The sequence below is a fragment of the Dyella sp. KRB-257 genome (assembly GCF_049445995.1).
Lineage (GTDB): Bacteria > Pseudomonadota > Gammaproteobacteria > Xanthomonadales > Rhodanobacteraceae > Dyella_A.
The window spans coordinates 19,348-36,023 of the sequence record NZ_JBMSDZ010000027.1; the positions used below are offsets into that span (position 1 = coordinate 19,348).

Sequence of the window (16,676 nt, forward strand, 5' to 3'; positions counted from 1 at the left end):
GCGGGGCGGAGGTCAGCGGCCTTCTTTCAGCGCGATCGCGTTGATGCCGGCCGAGGCCAGGCGCTGCTTGGTCGATTCCAGTTCGGTGGCCGAGCGGAACGGGCCCAGCCGCACGCGGTGGTAGGTCTGCCCGCCCACGTTCACCGCCTGCACGTTGGCCACGAAACCCTGCAGCGCCAGCCGCGCCTTCAGGCTCTCTGCGTCGGCGGCGTTTGGGAACGCACCCACCTGCAGCAGATAGCCGCTGCCGGCAGCCGGGGTCGGCAGCGCCGAGGCCGGTGCCGCGGTGACGTTTTCGCGCACCGCGGCCGGCGCGCTCGCCGGGGGCTGCGCCTGCTGCGGCGGCTGCCGGGCGGCCAGCGCCTGTTCGCGCGCCTGCTGCTGCTTGCGCTGCTCGGCCCTGGCCTGCGCGCTGATCACCGCGTCGGGAATGCGCACCTCGCGCTCGGACAGCAGCGAGTAGAAGTCGTACTGCGGCTTCTTCGGCGTGCTGGCCACGCTGCCCGGCGCCACTGCGCCCGGATCGCTGCCGCGCTGGGCGGTGGCCTGCGGATTCGGCTGCGGGCCGGTGGGTGCCATCGGCAGCAGCGACTTGCGCATCAGCACCACCATCGCCAGCACGCCGATCAGGATGCCGATCGCCGCCCATGCCCAGCCGGGCACGCTGCCGCTCCTGTTGCGCACGGCCTGCCGGCCCCTGCCCTTGCGTGCTGCCATTTACATGCTCTCCGGGGCGCTCAGGCCCAGCAGGTTCAAACCGTTCTTCAGCACCTGGCGGGTAGCCACCGACAGCGCCAGCCGCGCGTGGCGCAGGTCGGCGTCGTCGACCAGGAACTGGTGTGCGTTGTAGTAGGTGTGGAAGGCGTTCGCCAGCTCGCGCAGCCAGCCGGCGAGCAGGTGCGGTTCGAGGTTGGCGGCGGCCGACTCGACCACTTCCGGATATTTCGCCAGCTCGGTCAGCAAAATCTGCTCGTGCTCGCTGTCCAGCCGCGCCAGCTGCTGCAGGCCGCGCTCGAGATCGACGACAAGGCCCTTCTCGCCGGCCTGGCGCAGCACCGAGCAGACCCGGGCGTGCGCGTACTGGATGTAGTAGACCGGGTTGTCGTTGGACTGCGAGCGCGCCAGGTCGATGTCGAACACCAGCTGCGAGTCGCTCCTGCGGGCGATCAGGAAGTAGCGGGTGGCGTCGCGGCCGGCTTCCTCGATCAGGTCGCGCAGGGTGAGGTAGCTGCCGGCGCGCTTGGACAGCTTCACCTCCTCGCCGCCGCGCATCACGGTGACCATCTGGTACAGCACGTAGTGCGGCCAGTCTTGCGGGATGCCGGCGTCCAGCGCCTGCAGCCCGGCCTTCACGCGGGCCAGCGAGCCGTGGTGGTCGGCGCCGAGCACGGTCACCGCGTTGACGTAGCCGCGCTGCCACTTGCTCAGGTGGTAGGCCACGTCCGGCACGAAATAGGTATAGGTGCCGTCGGACTTGCGCATCACGCGGTCCTTGTCGTCACCGTAGTCGGTCGAGCGCAGCCATAGCGCGCCGCCTTCCTCGTAGGTGTGGCCGTGGGCGATCAGCTCGCGCACGGTCTCCTCCACCTTGCCGTCGGCGTACAGCGAGGACTCCAGGAAGTATACGTCGAAGCCGACGCCGAAGGCCTTCAGGTCCAGGTCCTGCTCGCGGCGCAGGTAGGCCACGGCGAACTGGCGGATGGCGTCCAGTTCGTCCGGGTTCTTCGCGCCGACCACGGTGTGGCCTTCCACCGCCACGCTGTCGCCGGCGAGGTAGGCCCGGGCCACGTCGGCGATGTAGTCGCCGCGGTAGCCGTCCTCCGGCCAGCCGGGGTCGTCCGGGCTCAGCCCGCGGGCACGCGCCTGCACCGAGATCGCCAGGTTGTGGATCTGCACGCCGGCGTCGTTGTAGTAGAACTCGCGCCTGACCTGCCAGCCGGTGGCGTCGAGCAGGCGCGCCAGGCAGTCGCCGAGCACCGCATTGCGGCCGTGGCCCACGTGCAGCGGGCCGGTCGGGTTGGCCGAGACGAACTCCACGCCGGCCACCTTGCCCGCGCCGGTGGCGCTGCGGCCGTAGCCGTCGCCTTCGGCGAGGATGCGCCGCACTTCGGCGTGGTAACTCTCCGATGAGAGGAAGAAATTGATGAAGCCCGGCCCGGCGATCTCCACCTTCGCCACCAGCGTGTTGGCCGGCAGCGCCGCCACCAGCTTCTCGGCCAGCTCGCGCGGCTTGGCCCGCGCCGGTTTGGCCAGCAGCATCGCCGCGTTGCTGGCGAAGTCGCCGTGCTCGCGGCTGCGCGAGTGTTCGATCACCAGGTGCGGGATCGCGAGGTCGGCCGGGAGGAGGGCGTCGTTCTGCAGGGTGCGGATGGCCTGCAGCAGCAGTGCGCGCAGCTGGTCTTTCACGGATGGGTGCGGTCGGGTGAGGCGATGGGATCGGTAATGCTAACAGAGCGTTCCCGCTGCGCGGCCGGCCCGGCCGGCGTGACGCGGCGCACGAACAAGTCTGTGGATAACTCTGTGGGGAAGATCCGCTCCTTCCGCAAGGCGGCGGCCGGAAACGCCGATTTCATCTCCGTGAAGGCAATAAAAATAAATAATATCAGTAAGTTATAGTCTAACGATGAGCCCGTCCCGAGCTGTTGACGCCAACCCCATGCAGCGCACCGAATGTGCATAACTTTGAGAAGTCAACCGGGGAGGACCGCGAACGGCTCACGTCATGGCCCTGTCATGCGGCAGCGCCACAATGCGCTGGTGTCTGGTCGACCTGTCTCCCCGGGGAAGGCCAGCGCCTGGAGATACCGTGTTCTCCACCCTCCCCAAAAACGGCCTTGAGCGGTGCGGCGCGAGCCTGCGCCGCTTTTTTTGGTGCGCGTGCGGGGCCGGATCAGGCGGATCGGGGCGACCCGATCGGGCTGATCGTGATCCAGGCAGGGCGATCGAGCCTTGCGGACCGCGTCCGGGCGAGTCAGATCAGGCCGCGCGCGGCCATCGACACCGGCTCGCCGCTGCCGATCACCAGGTGATCGAGCACGCGCACGCCCACCAGCTGCAGCGCATGGCGCAGTTCGTGGGTGATGGCGCGGTCGGCGGCACTGGGTTCGGCCACGCCGCTGGGGTGGTTGTGGGCAAAGATCACCGCGCAGGCGTTGTGCCGCAGGCAGGCCCGCACCACCTCGCGCGGATGCACGCTGGCGCCGTCCACCGTGCCGCGAAACAGCTCCTCGAACGCCAGCACGCGGTGGCGGTTGTCCAGGTACAGACAGCCGAATACCTCGTAGGGTAGGTCGCGCAGGCGGGCGCGCAGGTAGTCGCCGCTGTCGCGCGGGTTGCCCAGCGCGGGGCGCTCGCGCAACTGCTCGCCCAGGCTGCGGCGGGCCAGTTCCAGCGCGGCGGCGATACGTGCGCGCTTGGCCGGCCCCAGGCCGCGCGTGCGGATCGCCTGTTCCGGCCGCGCCAGCAGGGCGCTGAGGCTGCCGGCGTCGGTCAGCAGCTCACGCCCCAGCGCCAGCGCGTCCTTGCCGCGCGCGCCACTGCCCAGCAGCACGGCCAGCAGTTCGGCGTCGGACAGCGCGGCGCTGCCGCGCGCCAGCAGTTTTTCGCGCGGGCGTTCGCCCTCGGGCCAGTCACGGATGCTCATCACCGCAGCGTGGCCGCTGGCGGTCCGCGTGGGCAGCGGTGCGCCGGGACGATTCCGGTAAGCTACGGCACCGACCGTTTGTCAGGCCGAACTTACATGTCCCTAGCCCATCGTCGCGTACTGCTCGGCGTAACGGGCGGCATCGCCGCCTATAAGTCGTGCGAGCTGGTCCGTCGCCTGCGCGAACTCGGCGCCGAAGTGCGCGTGGTGATGACCGAAGGGGCCACGCATTTCGTCACCCCGACCACCTTCCAGGCGCTGTCCGGCGCAGCGGTGCGCGTATCGCTGTGGGACGAGTCGGCCGAGGCGGCGATGGGCCACATCGAGCTGGCGCGCTGGGCCGAGCGCATCCTGATCGCGCCGGCCAGCGCCGACGTGCTTGCCCGCCTCGCGCATGGCCAGGCCGACGACCTGCTGACCACGTTGTGCCTGGCCAGCGCCGCGCCGCTGGCGGTCGCCCCGGCGATGAACCGGCAGATGTGGGCGCATCCGGCAGTGCAGGCCAACCTGGCGACCCTGCGCGGTCGCGGTGTCAACGTGCTGGGTCCGGCGGCGGGCGGGCAGGCCTGCGGCGACATCGGTTCCGGCCGCATGCTCGAACCACTGCAGTTGCGTGATGCGCTGGCGGCCTCGTTCGGCGATGGCGTGCTGGCCGGTCGCCGGGTGGTGGTGAGCGCCGGCCCGACCTACGAGGACATCGATCCGGTGCGCTTCATCGGCAACCGCAGCTCGGGGAAGATGGGCTTCGCCGTGGCCGAGGCGGCGGCGCTGGCCGGTGCGCAGGTGATCCTGGTGGCCGGCCCGGTCAGCCTGCCTACGCCGGCGGGCGTGGTCGAGCGCGTGGACGTGCGCAGCGCAGCGCAGATGCATGCGGCGGTGATCGAGGCGTCGGCCGATGCCGACATCTACATCGCGGCGGCCGCGGTGGGCGATTACCGGCCGCAGCAGGTGGCCCCGTGCAAGCTCAAGAAGCAGGCCGGTGTCGAGCTCATCCTCACGCTGGCGGAAAATCCAGACATCCTCGCCACGCTGTCGGCGCAGCCCACGCACCCGTTCCTGGTCGGCTTCGCCGCCGAGACGCACGATGTGGCGACCTACGCGCAGGACAAGCTGCGTCGCAAGAAGCTCGACATGATCGCGGCGAACAGGGTGGGCGACGGCATCGGTTTCGAGACCGCCGACAATGCCCTCACCCTCTACTGGGACGGTGAGTCCAGGGAGCTGCCCCGCGCCAGCAAGACCGAACTGGCGCGCGAGCTGGTGGCCTGCATCGCCGAGTGCTTCGCACGGTCGCGCGCATGATCGATGTGCAGCTGAAGATTCTCGACCCGCGCCTGGGCGACACCATCGCGCTGCCCGAGCCGGCCACCGCCGGCAGCGCCGGGATGGACCTGCGCGCCGCGCTCGATGCGCCGATCACCCTGGCGCCGGGCGAAACCGCGCTGGTGCCCAGCGGCCTCGCCCTCCACATCGGCGATCCCGGCTGGTGCGCGCTGATCGTTCCGCGCTCGGGCCTGGGCCACAGGCAGGGGCTGGTGATGGGCAACCTGGTGGGCGTGATCGACGCCGACTACCAGGGGCCACTGATGATTTCGTGCTGGAATCGCGGCAACGCGGACGTCACGATCGGGGTGGGCGATCGCATCGCGCAACTGCTGCTGGTGCCGGTGGGAAAACCCAGGCTCACGGTAGTGGCGGAATTCGCGCCGTCCGGGCGGGGGCAGGGCGGCTTCGGTTCGACCGGCATCCACTGAATCTGCGGGGGCAGGCATGGGCTTGAGTGGGGGAAGCAACGGCGCGCGCTTCGCGCCGGACTGGCGCCGTCTGCTGCCACTGGCGGCCGGCACGCTGGCGCTGCTGCTGGGCCTGTTTGCCGGCTGGCAGACCTGGCTGATCGCCGACGAAGGTCACGCCAACGACCGCGTGCACCGGGCCCAGGCCGAGACCGTGCACGCCATCGCCGCCGAACTCGATCGCCAGCGCCAGGCCGCGCGCGCCGCGCTGGATGCGCTCGATCCGGCCACCGTGCTGGCCGACCCGGCGCGCGCCGCGGCGGCGGTCAAGGCGCGTCTGCCGCAGGCGCTCGACGTGCAGTTCTACAGCGCCGGCATGGACGAGGTACTGCACGCCAACTACCGCGAGTTCGGCTACGCCAAGGCCGCCCAGCTGCTGGCCGCGCAGGCGCAGACCGGCCCGGCGGTGGCGCAGACGGTGTATGTGGGCAACGATCGGCGGGTGTCGTTCGCGATGCCGCTGGGCACCGGCGTGCACGCGGTGGCCTGGGCCTGGATCGAGCTGCCGTTCGCGCCGCTGCAGCAGGCGTTCGAGGCGGTCTCGCCGGCCAGCGGCCGGCTCGACCTGCGCCAGGGCGACGACCGCAGCGCACTGAGCCTGCTGTCGCACGGGGAACCGTCCGCCCAGCTGGAAGACACCGCCGCACCGATCCCGCACAGCGGTTTCAGCGTGGGCGCCGCGTTGCCTGAGGAGTTCATCATCCTTCCGCACCTGTGGCCGCTGGCGGCCTTGCTCGGCCTGCTCGGCGTGGCCGGTGGCATCTACCTGCTGCGGCTGGCGCAGCGCCGCGGCGGCCACCGCGCGGCCGAGTCCGAACAGGAGATACCGCTGCCGGCAGTGGTGCGCCAGCGCGAGGGCGCGGCGTCGGCCGCGCGCCGCGCGATGCCGCCGCCGGCGCCGGAGGCGGCGCCGGCCCTGGCGATCGATGCGGACATTTTCCGTGCCTACGACGTGCGCGGCGTGGTGGGCAAGAACCTCGACCGCCGGGTGGCCCGGCGGCTGGGTCAGGCGATCGGCGCGGTGATGGCCGACCAGGGCCTGCGCGAGATCGTGGTGGGTCGCGACGGACGGCAATCCGGTCCGGAACTGGCCGGCGCGCTGGCCGAGGGGCTGCGCGCGGCGGGCGTGGACGTGATCGACCTCGGCGCGGTGCCCACGCCGGTGGTTTATTACGCAACCTATCGCTTCAACACCGGCTGCGGCGTCGCCGTCACCGGCAGCCACAACCCGCCCGAGTACAACGGCTTCAAAATCATGATCGGCGGCGAGACGCTGGCCGAGGACGCGATCCGGGAGCTGTACCGGCGCATGGTCGCCGGCGAGTTGCGCGAGGACGGCCAGGGCGCCCAGCGCAGCATCGACGTGGTGCCCGACTACATCGAGCGCATCACCTCCGACGTGCAGGCCGAGCGCATGCTCAAGGTCGTGGTGGACTGCGGCAACGGCATCCCCGGTGCGGTGGCGCCGCAGCTGCTGGAAGGCATCGGCTGCCAGGTCATTCCGCTGTACTGCGACGTCGACGGCAGTTTCCCGAACCACCACCCCGATCCGTCCGACCCGGAGAACCTGCAGGACCTGATCCTGGCCGTGAAGCAGACCGGTGCCGACCTCGGGCTGGCTTTCGACGGCGACGGCGATCGTCTGGGCGTGGTGACGCGCGAGGGCGAGATCGTCTATCCCGATCGCACGCTGATGCTGTTTGCGCGCGACGTGCTGGCCCGCCAGCCCGGCGCCACGATCATCTACGACGTCAAATGCACCGGCCATCTCAAGGGCCAGATCCTCGACGCCGGCGGTAGCCCGCTGATGTGGCGCACCGGCCATTCGCTGATCAAGGCCAGGATGCGCGAGACCGGCGCCGAACTGGCCGGCGAGATGAGCGGGCATTTTTTCTTCAAGGAGCGCTGGTACGGCTTCGACGACGGCATCTATGCCGCGGCGCGGCTGCTGGAGATCCTCGCCGGGGATCTCGACGACCGCACGCCGGAGCAGATCTTCGCCAGCTGCCCGAAGGGTGTGTCGACGCCGGAGCTGAAGATCGAGCTGGCCGAGGGCGAGAACCGGCGGTTCATGCAGGCGTTCCGCGAGAAGGCGAGCTTTCCGGATGCCACGCTGGTCACCATCGACGGCGTGCGCGCCGACTGGGCGGACGGCTGGGGCCTGGTGCGTGCATCGAACACCACGCCGGTGCTGGTGCTGCGCTTCGATGCCGACAACCCCGCCGGGCTAAAGCGCATCCAGCAGGTATTCCGCGAGCAGCTGTTTGCGCTGAACCCGGAGCTCAAGTTGCCGTTCTAGCCGTTGGCGCTGGCCGGCGGCGGGTCGTGCTCTTTACGGCTGAGAGCGGCCGTCGGCCTGCTGCAATTGCGCCTTGAGCTGGCGGTAGTGGGCGAGCTGGGATTCGTTCTTCAGCTGCGTGTTCACGTAGGCTGCCTGCAGCCGATCCAGCATCGCGCGCTGCGAGCCCACCACGTTGCGCTGGGCGGCGATCTTGTCAGAAAGGAACTTCGGCACCGGCTGCTTGGCCCGCTCCAGTTCGCCGGCGCGGTCGAGCAGGTCGGCCAGCGCCTTTTCCTGCGTGCCCAGGCTCGCGCGGGCAGTGGTGATCTGTTGGTCGATGCTGGTCAGTTCGTCGGTCTGCGCGGTGGTCAGACTGGCCTCGTCCGGGAAGGCGGCCAGCATCTGCTGGTCTTCGCGCTGGCGCTGCTCGGCCTCGCGCTGGCGTGCCGCCGTTTCGGCCGCCTGTTTCTGCGCGGCGACGCGCTCGGCCGGGGTGAGCGGGCGATCGACGTGGCGCATCACCAGGCCCTGGCTGTTCACCACGTCATAGCCGTTGGCGATGGCATCGGCCGACAGGCTGTCACTGTAGTGCGGCAGGCCATGCGCATCGCGCCAGCGGTACTGCACGCTGCCGCCGGTGGTGGCCTGACGCGCCTGGGCCAGTCCGCCGATGCCGACCCCGAGTGCCGCGATGATGATGAGTACCTTGCGCATGAATCCCCTCCTCGCCGGAGTATAGCCACGGGCGGAGACGCGTCGGGCGCCGCCGGTGCTGCGCTCGGTATGGTGCTGTGACTGGGTCGGCGACTTGAGCTGAATGGTGCGTCAGCCGGCCACGCCGTAGCGTTCGCGATAGGCCAGCAGCCGCGCGTGTTCGCCGGCCAGCGCGGGGCACTCGCCGGTGTATGCCAGCACGTCGTCCAGCCGGGTGATCGCGATCACCGGAATGCCGTAGTCAGCGGTGACTTCCTGCGCGGCGGAGCGTTCGCCCTGACCGCGCTCCTGCCGGTCCAGCGCGATCAGCACGCCGGCCGGCGCGGCGCCGGCGGCGCGGATCAGTGCCAGCGATTCGCGCACCGCGGTGCCGGCGGTCATCACGTCGTCGACGATCAGCACCCGGCCATTCAGCGGCGCGCCGACCAGGCTGCCGCCTTCGCCGTGATCCTTGGCCTCCTTGCGGTTGTAGGCCCAGGGCAGGTCGCGGCCGTGCTGGTCGGCCAGCGCGATGGCGGTGGCGGCCGCCAGCGCGATGCCCTTGTAGGCGGGGCCGAACAGCATGTCCACGGCGATGCCCGAGGCCTCGACCGCGGCGGCGTAGGCGCGCCCGAGCCGGGCCAGCGCGGCGCCGGAATCGATCCGCCCCATGTTGAAGAAGTACGGGCTGATCCGGCCGGACTTGAGGGTGAATTCGCCGAAGCGCAGCACCTCGTGCTCAAGGGTCAGTTCGATGAAGTCGCGCTGGTAGGCGTGCACGGGCAGTCTCGTCGGGCGTCGGTGAGGGTGTCAGGGATGAAACGGGCGCAGCAGCAGTCGCTGTCCGCGACCGACCGGCCCGCCATGGTAGCGCGCTGCGCCGTCGACGAAGCCGGCCTGCCGGTACAGCCCGAGTGCCGCCGTGTTGCCCTCGTCCACGCTCAGCACCAGCAGGCGCGCCGCCGGGTGGCGTTCGGGCAGGGCGTGCAGCAGCGCGGACAGCGCGCGCCGGCCGAGCCCGCGCCGTTGCCAGCGCGCGTCGATGAAAAACCCGCGCAGTCCGACCGCCGGCGCGTCGAATGCGATCGGCGCGATCGTCCGCGGTTCGCGTTCGATGCAGCACAGGCCGATCACCTGATCGCCCAGCACGAACGCAAGCGGATCGGCGCTCGGCCGGCTCTGCGCATCGGCGAGCAGGTCGACCACCCGACCGACGAAACCCAGCTGTTCCGGCGCCACACGCAGTGCCAGCAGCGTCGGCCGCGGCACGCGGTCGACGGCAACCAGGGTCAGGGCGGAGGCATCGGACACGGTTGCTATGATGGCGCATTGACCCGCGCCCGACCCGCCGGAGATGGCATGCGCATCATCAGCCTCAACGCCAACGGCATCCGCTCGGCCGCCAGCAAGGGCGCGTTCGATTGGCTGTGTGCGCAGCGCGCCGACGTGGTCTGCCTGCAGGAGACCAAGGCGCAGGAGGATCAGCTGACCGACCCGATGTTCCGCCCCGACGGCCACCACTGCTTCTACCGCGACGCGACCCGCAAGAAGGGCTACAGCGGGGTGGCGATCTACGCGAGGCGCGAACCGGATGCGGTGCTCACCGAGCTGGGCTGGGACGAGTTCGACAACGAGGGTCGCTACATCGAGGCGCGCTTCGGCGAGCTCTCGGTGGTGTCGCTGTACTTCCCGTCCGGCTCGTCGGGCGAAGAGCGGCAGCAGTTCAAGTTCCGCGCGATGGAGTGGATCGAACCGATCTTCGACGGCTGGCTGAAGAGCGATCGCCAGTACGTCATCTGCGGCGACTGGAACATCGTGCGCAGCGAGAAGGACATCAGGAACTGGAAGTCCAACCAGAAGAATTCCGGCTGCCTGCCGGAAGAGCGCGCCTGGCTCAACGGCCTGATCGAACGCGGCTGGGTGGACAGCTACCGCACGCTCAGGCCCGGGGGCGAGGACTACACCTGGTGGTCAAACCGCGGCCGTGCCCGCGAGAACGACGTGGGTTGGCGCATCGACTACCAGATCGTCTCGCCGTCGCTGCGCGATCGTCTGCGTGACTGCGCGATCTACCGCGAGCAGCGCTTCTCCGACCACGCGCCGTACATGGTCGACTATGCCGATTGAGCCGGTGCGCGCCGTCGCGCCGCGGACGTCGGTGTGGCAGGCGTTCGCCCAGCCGGCCGCGTGGACCATGGCGATGTTCGGCTTTTCCTCCGGCCTGCCGTTCCTGCTGGTGGCTGGCACGCTGGCGTACTGGCTGAAAGAGCACGGCGTGGTGCTGTCGGAGATCACCATGATCGCCAGTGCCGGCATGACCTACGCGCTGAAGTTCCTGTGGGCGCCGCTGCTCGATCACTGGCGCCTGCCGGGCTTCATGCGGCTCGGGCAGCGTCGCGGCTGGCTGCTGTTCGCCCAGCTCGGAGTCACCGCCGGTCTGCTGGCGATGGCCTGGCTGACGCCGGCACGGTTGCCGCCGTTCGTCGCCGCAACGCTGGCGGTGGCGCTGTTCGGCGCCACCCAGGACATCGCGATCGACGCCTATCGCATCGAGATTGCCCCGATCGAGGCGCAGGGTGCGCTGGTGGCCACCTACTCGCTCGGTTACCGCATCGGCCTGCTCACCGCCGGCGCGCTGGCGCTGATCGCCGCGGACCACCTGCGCTGGCCGTGGATCTACGTCGGCATGGCGGCATGCATGCTGCCGCCGATCGCGATGACGCTGCTCGCGCGCGAGCCGCAGGTGCTGCGCCGCGCGCCCACGCGCTGGCGCGATGCGATGCGGCTTGGCGTGGTCGATCCGTTCGCCGATTTCTTCCGCCGCTACGGCGTCGCGCTCGCGCTGCTGACGCTGGCCTTCATCCTGCTGTTCAAGCTTCCCGAGCAGGCCACCATCGGCGGCGTGATGGGCCCGTTCTACCGCGACATGGGCTTCACCAAGACGCAGATCGGCGCGATCACCAAGATCTACGGCATCTGGATCGGCATCGTCGGCGTGTTCATCGGCGGCGCGATGGTGGCGCGCTGGGGCGCGTGGCGATCGCTGGCGGTGATGATCGTGCTGTGCGGCGCCAGCAATCTGCTCTACCTGTTGCTGATGCAGCATCCGGGCAGCGTACTGATGCTCACGCTGGTGATCTCCGGCGAGAACCTGACCCTGGGCATGCTGGGGCCGCCGACCGTGGCCTTCCTGTCGTCGCTGGTGAACCGCGAGCACACGGCGACTCAATATGCCCTGCTCAGTTCGCTGGTGAACCTTCCGGGCAAGGTGCTGGGCTTTTTCGCGGGGGGCATCGCGATGGCCGCCGGCTATGGCGGTTTCTTCGTGATCACCGTGCTGGGCATCGTGCCGGCGGTGCTGCTGTTCGCGATGGTGCGCGCGCGCTTCCGCGCCCGCGGCTTCGACGTGCGCTGAGAGGCTGAGAAAAATTCGCCCGCCTACTGCGACCGCCGCCAAACGCCCGTGCCGGCGGCGCGCTGGGCGCCAATCCGGGTCATTTGGCTCACCAAACTCCCCGGATTGGCCCCCAACGCACCTAGTCACGAACGCCTGGCGGCGCTCTCGCTACGGCGGCCGAATTTTTCTCAGCCTCTGAGTCGCCATCACGCGCAATGGCGCGTGGTCCACGGCGCGGCCTTTGTGCGACCATTCCGCCCACAGGGGCATGCGTGACTTGGAGTGGCGCCCATGCCGGATCTCGTCGTACGCCATATCGACAACGTCATGGCCGAGCGCATCAAGACGCTCGCCAAGGATCGACGCTGGTCGATCAATGACGTTGTGCTGCACGCGCTCAAGCACGGCCTGGGCCTGGCCGAGGGCGCGCAGCCGTTTGCCGAGACCATGCTCGATACCGATGCGGTCGTGCTGAGCGGACACTGGGATGCGGCCGAGCGGGCCGCATTCCACGAGGCGGTGCAGGCGCTTTCCGTGGCGCCGTCCAGTCAGCTGGTGGCGTCGTCCGCAGACCCCGTGGATGCCCAGGCGGAGCGTCCGGCCGACCAACGCCCGACACGCTGCTAGCGCGGCGCCGGGTAGACGGCGCCGAGCACACGGGGGCCGCGCGCACCGGTGACCGCAGGCAGGTTGCCAGGCAGGCCGAGCAGCCGTTGCCGCGCCAGCCAGGCGAATGCCATCGCTTCAAGGTAATCCGGATCCACGCCGTAGTCGGCCGTGCTGGCCACGCTCGTCGGCGCAAGCAGCGCGGCCAGCCGCGCCATCAGCACCGGGTTGTGCACGCCGCCGCCGCAGGCGAGCACGAGTTCGGCATCCGGCGCGTGTCGTGCGATGGCGTCGGCCACACTGCGCGCCGTGAGTTCCAGCAGGGTCGCCTGGATGTCGGCTGGACGGGTGGGGTCGCCGGGCAGACGCGTTTCCAGCCAGGCCAGGTGGAAGTGCTCGCGCCCGGTGCTCTTGGGCGGTGGCAGGGCGAAGTACGCATCGTCAAGCAGGCGCTGCAGCAGCACCCGATCGACGGTTCCGCTCGCCGCGAAAGCACCGCTGCGATCGTAGGCCTCGCCGCGATGGCGCTGGCACCACGCGTCCATCAGGCCGTTGGCCGGGCCGGTGTCGAACCCGGACACCCATCCATCCGCCGCCAGCACGGTGACGTTGGCGATGCCGCCGAGATTCAGCACCACGCGGCTGTGCCCGGCCTCGGCCAGCAGCATCGCGTGCATGGCCGGCAGCAGCGGCGCGCCCTGGCCGCCGGCGGCGACGTCCGCGCGACGGAAGTCCGCGACCACCTCGATGCCGCAGCGTTCGGCGATCACGCTGGGGTCGCCCAGTTGCATGGTGAAGGGATGGCTGCCGCCGGGGCGGTGGCGCACGGTCTGGCCGTGCGAGCCGATCGCGGCGACGGCTCGCGGTGGCACCCCGGTTTCGTGCAGCAGGCGCGTGGCGGCCTCGGCGAAGCCGGTGGCCAGGGCGACATCGAGGTGGCCGAGCCGATCCAGGCCGACGGCGGCCTCGGCCTGCGCAAGCGCCAGCAGTTCCAGCCGCAGCGGCTCAGGCCAGGGGTGGGTCAGGCCGCCCAGCAGGCGCGGCGCATCGCCCTGGAACGACACCAGCGCGGCATCGATGCCGTCGGCGCTGGTGCCGGAGATCAGGCCGAGATACAGCGATCCGGGTTCATGCACGACCGGTCAGTTGTCGCTGTGCCGGCTGCTGGCGACCTTCGCCAGCTCGGTGTTCTCGTCCAGCTGCTTGAGCCGGGCCAGCTGCGGCGCCACCACCTGCGCCTTGAACTGCGCCAGCTGCGCGGCCGGCAGCGGTTGGGGCTTGGGCAGGGTGACGGTCTGCGGGTTGCGCTGCACGCCGTTGACGCGGAACTCGTAGTGCAGGTGCGGACCGGTGGCCAGGCCGGTCATGCCGACGTAGCCGATCACCTGGCCCTGGCGCACGTGTTGGCCGACGCGTTCGCCGGCGGCGAAGCGCGACATGTGGCCGTAGGCGGTGCTGATGGAGCGGTTGTGCTGGATGATCACGAAGTTGCCGTATCCGCGCATCCAGCCACGGTACTTGATCACGCCGTCGCCGGCGGCATGGATCGGCGTGCCGGTGGGGGCGGCGTAGTCCACGCCCTTGTGCGCGCGCATGCGGCCGAGGATCGGATGCATGCGCGCGGTACTGAAGCGCGACGAGATGCGCGTGAAGTCCACCGGGATGCGCAGGAACGATTTCTGGATCGGCCGCCCGTCCTCGCTGAACCAGCCCACGCTGCCGTCGGCCTTCCTGAATCGATAGGCGGTGTAGCGATGGCCCTGGTTGACGAACTCGGCCGCCACGATGTCGCCTTCGGAGTAGTAGCTGCCGTCGCGGTAGATGTCGTCGTAGATCACGGTGAAGCTGTCGCCCACGCGCAGGTCCTGCACGAAGTCGATGTCGTATTTGAACAGGTCGGCCAGCTTGCCGACCATGCCGGCACTCATGCCGGCACGGGCGCCGGCGGCATACAGCGAACTGTCGATCGTGCCGTGCGCGACGTGCTCGCGTTTGTCCATGTCGCGCGGCTGCAGCGTGAGCTTCGCCGCGGTGCCGTCGAAGCGGATCATGGCGCGGTTGGCCTGGTCGCGATCGAAGCGGATGCCGGCCAGGCTGCCGTCGCGGCCCAGCAGGAAGTCGAACTCCTGTCCGGGGCGGATGGTGTGCAGCGAGGACTGCGCCCCGCCTGCGGCATCCATCACGCGCTGCAGGTCGGACATGCCCAGGCCGAGGCCGGCGAAGATGTCGGAAAGAGTCTGGCCCGGCCGCACCTGCACGCGCTGCCAGTCCTCGACGGTGGGCGACTGCGCGGTGACCGGCGAAGCCTTCGGCAGGGCCAGCGGCAGCAGCGTGTGTGCCACCGGCGAGGACGGCTTGCGCATCGCCGAGGCCCAGGCCGGAAGAATGAAGCCGGAAAGCAGGACGATCAGCAGCGCCGTGCCGGCCAGCACCCAGCGTTCGCGATGCCAGCGGATCGGTTCGCCCTCGCCCAGGCGACTGAACGACCAGTGCGAACAACGATCGTAGAAGCGGGAGTGCCTGCGCTGCGCCTTGCGGCGTATGGCCTGCTTGCGCGCTGCGTGCGCCATCTGCAACCCCTCACCCATAATGTGTAACTCCGCTGATTACATCTACGACCGGCGGGTACCATAACGGTCATGTGTAAAGAGCGTCAACGCCTTTTCCATCAATGATTTGCGTATGGTTTTGCGTTAACTCACAATTAACGCGAGTGTGTGAATGCGGTCATCCGGGTGGCTGTCTAGGCAACTAATATCGAGGAAGGCATGAACGAGCTGGAGCAGGTGCTGGACACCATCGCGCGGGGCGCGGACGAGATCATCAAGCGCGAGGAACTCGTGCAGCGCCTCAAGGCGGATCGCCCGCTGCGGATCAAGGCCGGTTTCGATCCCACCGCGCCGGACCTGCACCTCGGACATACGGTGCTGCTCAACAAGATGCGCCAGTTCCAGGACCTCGGGCACCAGGTGATCTTCCTGATCGGCGACTTCACCGGGATGATCGGCGACCCCACCGGCAAGAATGTCACCCGCAAGCCGCTGACCCGCGAGGACGTGCTGGCCAATGCCGAGACCTACGCCGCGCAGGTGTTCAAGGTGCTCGATCGGGAGCGCACCGAAGTGCGCTTCAACTCCGAGTGGTTCGGCCAGATGGGTGCGGCCGACATGATCAAGCTGGCGGCGCAGCACACGGTGGCGCGCATGCTCGAGCGCGACGACTTCGCCAAGCGCTACGCCGCGCAGCAGCCGATCGCCATCCACGAGTTCCTCTACCCGCTGGTGCAGGGCTACGACTCGGTGGCGCTCAAGTGCGACATCGAGCTCGGCGGCACCGACCAAAAGTTCAACCTGCTGATGGGACGCGCCTTGCAGGAGCACCACGGCCAGCCGCCGCAGATCGTGCTGACCATGCCCTTGCTGGAGGGGCTGGACGGCGTCAACAAGATGTCCAAGTCGCTGGGCAATTACATCGGCATCCACGAGCCGGCCATCGACATCGTCACCAAGACGATGAAGATCGGCGACGAATTGATGTGGCGTTGGTTCGAGCTGCTCAGCTTCGAAGTCTCGCTGCCGGAGCTGCAGCGCATGAAGGAAGAGATCGCCAGCGGTGTACTCAACCCGCGCGACGCCAAGCTGCGCCTGGCCCGTGAACTGGCGACCCGTTTCCACGATGCGGCGGCAGCCGAGCAGGCGATTGCCGGCTGGCACGCGGTGGTGCGCGGTGAGGGCGATACCTCGTTGCTGCCGCTGACCGAAATCGCAGTACCCGGCGATGGCCTGCGGCTCGCGGCGTTGCTGACCGCAGCCGGGCTGACGTCCAGCAACTCCGAAGCCAACCGCAAGCTCAGGGAGCGAGCGGTGAAAATCGATGCGGTGGTCGTCGAAGATGCCCAGCGCGTGTTCGAGCCGGGCTTCGAGGGCGTGCTGCAGGTAGGCAAGCGGAACTTCGCGCGGGTGCTGCTCAAGCACGGCTGAGCCGCCTCGCTTCCGCCGAGTGCGCATTGCCCCTTGCGCACCGGGGCCTGGCCGATTCCGCCAGGAAACTTCAGAAACTTCAGAAATCGCTTGCCAAGGCGAGGGGTGCTGCCTACTATTCGCCCCCCGCCGCCGCCGGTCATCGCTCGGCAACATCGACGAAGCGAAAAAACAATTCGCGCAGGTGTTGACGAGGTGGAAGATCGATGTAGAATGTGCGGCTCACCCGGGGCGAAATGCTTCGGAGCGGTTCGAGAAACGGACTGCAAGTGGTTGATCTTTG

General features: G+C 69.2%; 15 protein-coding genes. 7 read left to right on the plus strand and 8 right to left on the minus strand.

Features of this window, described 5'->3' with window-relative positions:
* Window positions 1-12: 12 nt before the first annotated feature.
* The 3 genes from ACO2Q2_RS15520 to radC all read right to left on the minus strand — a co-directional run bounded on the left by ACO2Q2_RS15520 (window position 13) and on the right by radC (window position 3,643).
* Window positions 13-717, minus strand: coding sequence for an SPOR domain-containing protein (locus tag ACO2Q2_RS15520; protein WP_423256986.1), 705 nt, complete (start codon window positions 715-717; stop codon window positions 13-15).
* Window positions 718-2,406: an arginine--tRNA ligase gene (gene argS / locus ACO2Q2_RS15525; RefSeq protein ID WP_423256988.1), complete on the minus strand. Its 1,689-nt coding sequence runs from the start codon at window positions 2,404-2,406 to the stop codon at window positions 718-720.
* Between the two features lie 565 nt (window positions 2,407-2,971).
* Window positions 2,972-3,643: a RadC family protein gene (gene radC, locus ACO2Q2_RS15530; RefSeq protein WP_423256990.1), complete on the minus strand. Its 672-nt coding sequence runs from the start codon at window positions 3,641-3,643 to the stop codon at window positions 2,972-2,974.
* A gap of 96 nt (window positions 3,644-3,739) precedes the next feature.
* Here radC and coaBC point away from each other — a divergent pair, with 96 nt between their 5' ends.
* From coaBC to ACO2Q2_RS15545, 3 genes are read left to right on the plus strand one after another with little or no spacing between them, the layout of a single operon-like run.
* A complete protein-coding gene (gene coaBC / locus ACO2Q2_RS15535) occupies window positions 3,740-4,945 on the plus strand; it encodes a bifunctional phosphopantothenoylcysteine decarboxylase/phosphopantothenate--cysteine ligase CoaBC (RefSeq protein WP_423256992.1) in 1,206 nt (401 codons plus the stop codon).
* On the plus strand, window positions 4,942-5,397 hold the full coding sequence (gene dut / locus ACO2Q2_RS15540) for a dUTP diphosphatase (RefSeq protein ID WP_423256994.1): 456 nt from the start codon (window positions 4,942-4,944) through the stop codon (window positions 5,395-5,397). The genes coaBC and dut overlap by 4 nt, the downstream gene beginning before the upstream one ends.
* Before the next feature lie 16 nt (window positions 5,398-5,413).
* Window positions 5,414-7,735, plus strand: coding sequence for a phosphomannomutase/phosphoglucomutase (locus tag ACO2Q2_RS15545; protein WP_423256996.1), 2,322 nt, complete (start codon window positions 5,414-5,416; stop codon window positions 7,733-7,735).
* A 33-nt stretch (window positions 7,736-7,768) separates the two neighbouring features.
* On the opposite strand, the gene ACO2Q2_RS15550 is transcribed toward ACO2Q2_RS15545, so the two are convergent.
* The 3 genes from ACO2Q2_RS15550 to ACO2Q2_RS15560 all read right to left on the minus strand — a co-directional run bounded on the left by ACO2Q2_RS15550 (window position 7,769) and on the right by ACO2Q2_RS15560 (window position 9,721).
* On the minus strand, window positions 7,769-8,431 hold the full coding sequence (locus ACO2Q2_RS15550; protein WP_423256998.1) for a DUF4124 domain-containing protein: 663 nt from the start codon (window positions 8,429-8,431) through the stop codon (window positions 7,769-7,771).
* A 111-nt stretch (window positions 8,432-8,542) separates the two neighbouring features.
* Window positions 8,543-9,190, minus strand: coding sequence for an orotate phosphoribosyltransferase (gene pyrE / locus ACO2Q2_RS15555; protein ID WP_423257000.1), 648 nt, complete (start codon window positions 9,188-9,190; stop codon window positions 8,543-8,545).
* A gap of 30 nt (window positions 9,191-9,220) precedes the next feature.
* Window positions 9,221-9,721 (minus strand): GNAT family N-acetyltransferase, encoded by a 501-nt coding sequence (locus ACO2Q2_RS15560; RefSeq protein ID WP_423257002.1) that lies wholly within the window; start codon window positions 9,719-9,721, stop codon window positions 9,221-9,223.
* 48 nt (window positions 9,722-9,769) lie between these two features.
* On the opposite strand from ACO2Q2_RS15560, the gene ACO2Q2_RS15565 reads away from it, so the two are divergent.
* The 3 genes from ACO2Q2_RS15565 (at window position 9,770) to ACO2Q2_RS15575 (ending at window position 12,434) form a co-directional block, all read left to right on the plus strand.
* Window positions 9,770-10,537: an exodeoxyribonuclease III gene (locus ACO2Q2_RS15565; RefSeq protein WP_423257004.1), complete on the plus strand. Its 768-nt coding sequence runs from the start codon at window positions 9,770-9,772 to the stop codon at window positions 10,535-10,537.
* Entirely contained in the window at window positions 10,527-11,825 is a 1,299-nt protein-coding gene (locus ACO2Q2_RS15570; protein ID WP_423257006.1) for an AmpG family muropeptide MFS transporter, read from the plus strand. Before ACO2Q2_RS15565 ends, ACO2Q2_RS15570 begins: the two co-directional genes overlap by 11 nt.
* Window positions 11,826-12,098: 273 nt before the next feature.
* Window positions 12,099-12,434: a hypothetical protein gene (locus ACO2Q2_RS15575; RefSeq protein WP_423257008.1), complete on the plus strand. Its 336-nt coding sequence runs from the start codon at window positions 12,099-12,101 to the stop codon at window positions 12,432-12,434.
* On the opposite strand, the gene ACO2Q2_RS15580 is transcribed toward ACO2Q2_RS15575, so the two are convergent.
* Together ACO2Q2_RS15580 and ACO2Q2_RS15585 are read right to left on the minus strand one after the other, a co-directional pair.
* A complete protein-coding gene (locus ACO2Q2_RS15580) occupies window positions 12,431-13,549 on the minus strand; it encodes an anhydro-N-acetylmuramic acid kinase (protein ID WP_423257010.1) in 1,119 nt (372 codons plus the stop codon). The two genes, ACO2Q2_RS15575 and ACO2Q2_RS15580, sit on opposite strands and share 4 nt — an antisense overlap.
* A 6-nt stretch (window positions 13,550-13,555) precedes the next feature.
* Window positions 13,556-15,001, minus strand: a complete 1,446-nt coding sequence (locus tag ACO2Q2_RS15585) for an OapA family protein (RefSeq protein ID WP_423257012.1) — start codon at window positions 14,999-15,001, stop codon at window positions 13,556-13,558.
* Between the two features lie 180 nt (window positions 15,002-15,181).
* Between ACO2Q2_RS15585 and tyrS the strand changes: the two genes are divergently transcribed.
* Complete coding sequence (tyrS, locus tag ACO2Q2_RS15590; RefSeq protein WP_423257014.1) at window positions 15,182-16,393, plus strand: tyrosine--tRNA ligase; 1,212 nt, start codon at window positions 15,182-15,184, stop codon at window positions 16,391-16,393.
* The last annotated feature ends 283 nt before the right edge of the window (window positions 16,394-16,676 follow it).

Bases quoted from the DNA above. Each gene is read 5' to 3' on its own strand.
- ACO2Q2_RS15520 (WP_423256986.1), bottom strand. From the start codon at position 717: ATGGCAGCACGCAAGGGCAGGGGCCGGCAGGCCGTGCGCAACAGGAGC.
- radC (WP_423256990.1), bottom strand. From the start codon at position 3,643: ATGAGCATCCGTGACTGGCCCGAGGGCGAACGCCCGCGCGAAAAACTG.
- coaBC (WP_423256992.1), top strand. From the start codon at position 3,740: ATGTCCCTAGCCCATCGTCGCGTACTGCTCGGCGTAACGGGCGGCATC.
- dut (WP_423256994.1), top strand. From the start codon at position 4,942: ATGATCGATGTGCAGCTGAAGATTCTCGACCCGCGCCTGGGCGACACC.
- ACO2Q2_RS15545 (WP_423256996.1), top strand. From the start codon at position 5,414: ATGGGCTTGAGTGGGGGAAGCAACGGCGCGCGCTTCGCGCCGGACTGG.
- ACO2Q2_RS15550 (WP_423256998.1), bottom strand. From the start codon at position 8,431: ATGCGCAAGGTACTCATCATCATCGCGGCACTCGGGGTCGGCATCGGC.
- ACO2Q2_RS15565 (WP_423257004.1), top strand. From the start codon at position 9,770: ATGCGCATCATCAGCCTCAACGCCAACGGCATCCGCTCGGCCGCCAGC.
- ACO2Q2_RS15570 (WP_423257006.1), top strand. From the start codon at position 10,527: ATGCCGATTGAGCCGGTGCGCGCCGTCGCGCCGCGGACGTCGGTGTGG.
- ACO2Q2_RS15575 (WP_423257008.1), top strand. From the start codon at position 12,099: ATGCCGGATCTCGTCGTACGCCATATCGACAACGTCATGGCCGAGCGC.
- ACO2Q2_RS15585 (WP_423257012.1), bottom strand. From the start codon at position 15,001: ATGGGTGAGGGGTTGCAGATGGCGCACGCAGCGCGCAAGCAGGCCATA.
- tyrS (WP_423257014.1), top strand. From the start codon at position 15,182: ATGAACGAGCTGGAGCAGGTGCTGGACACCATCGCGCGGGGCGCGGAC.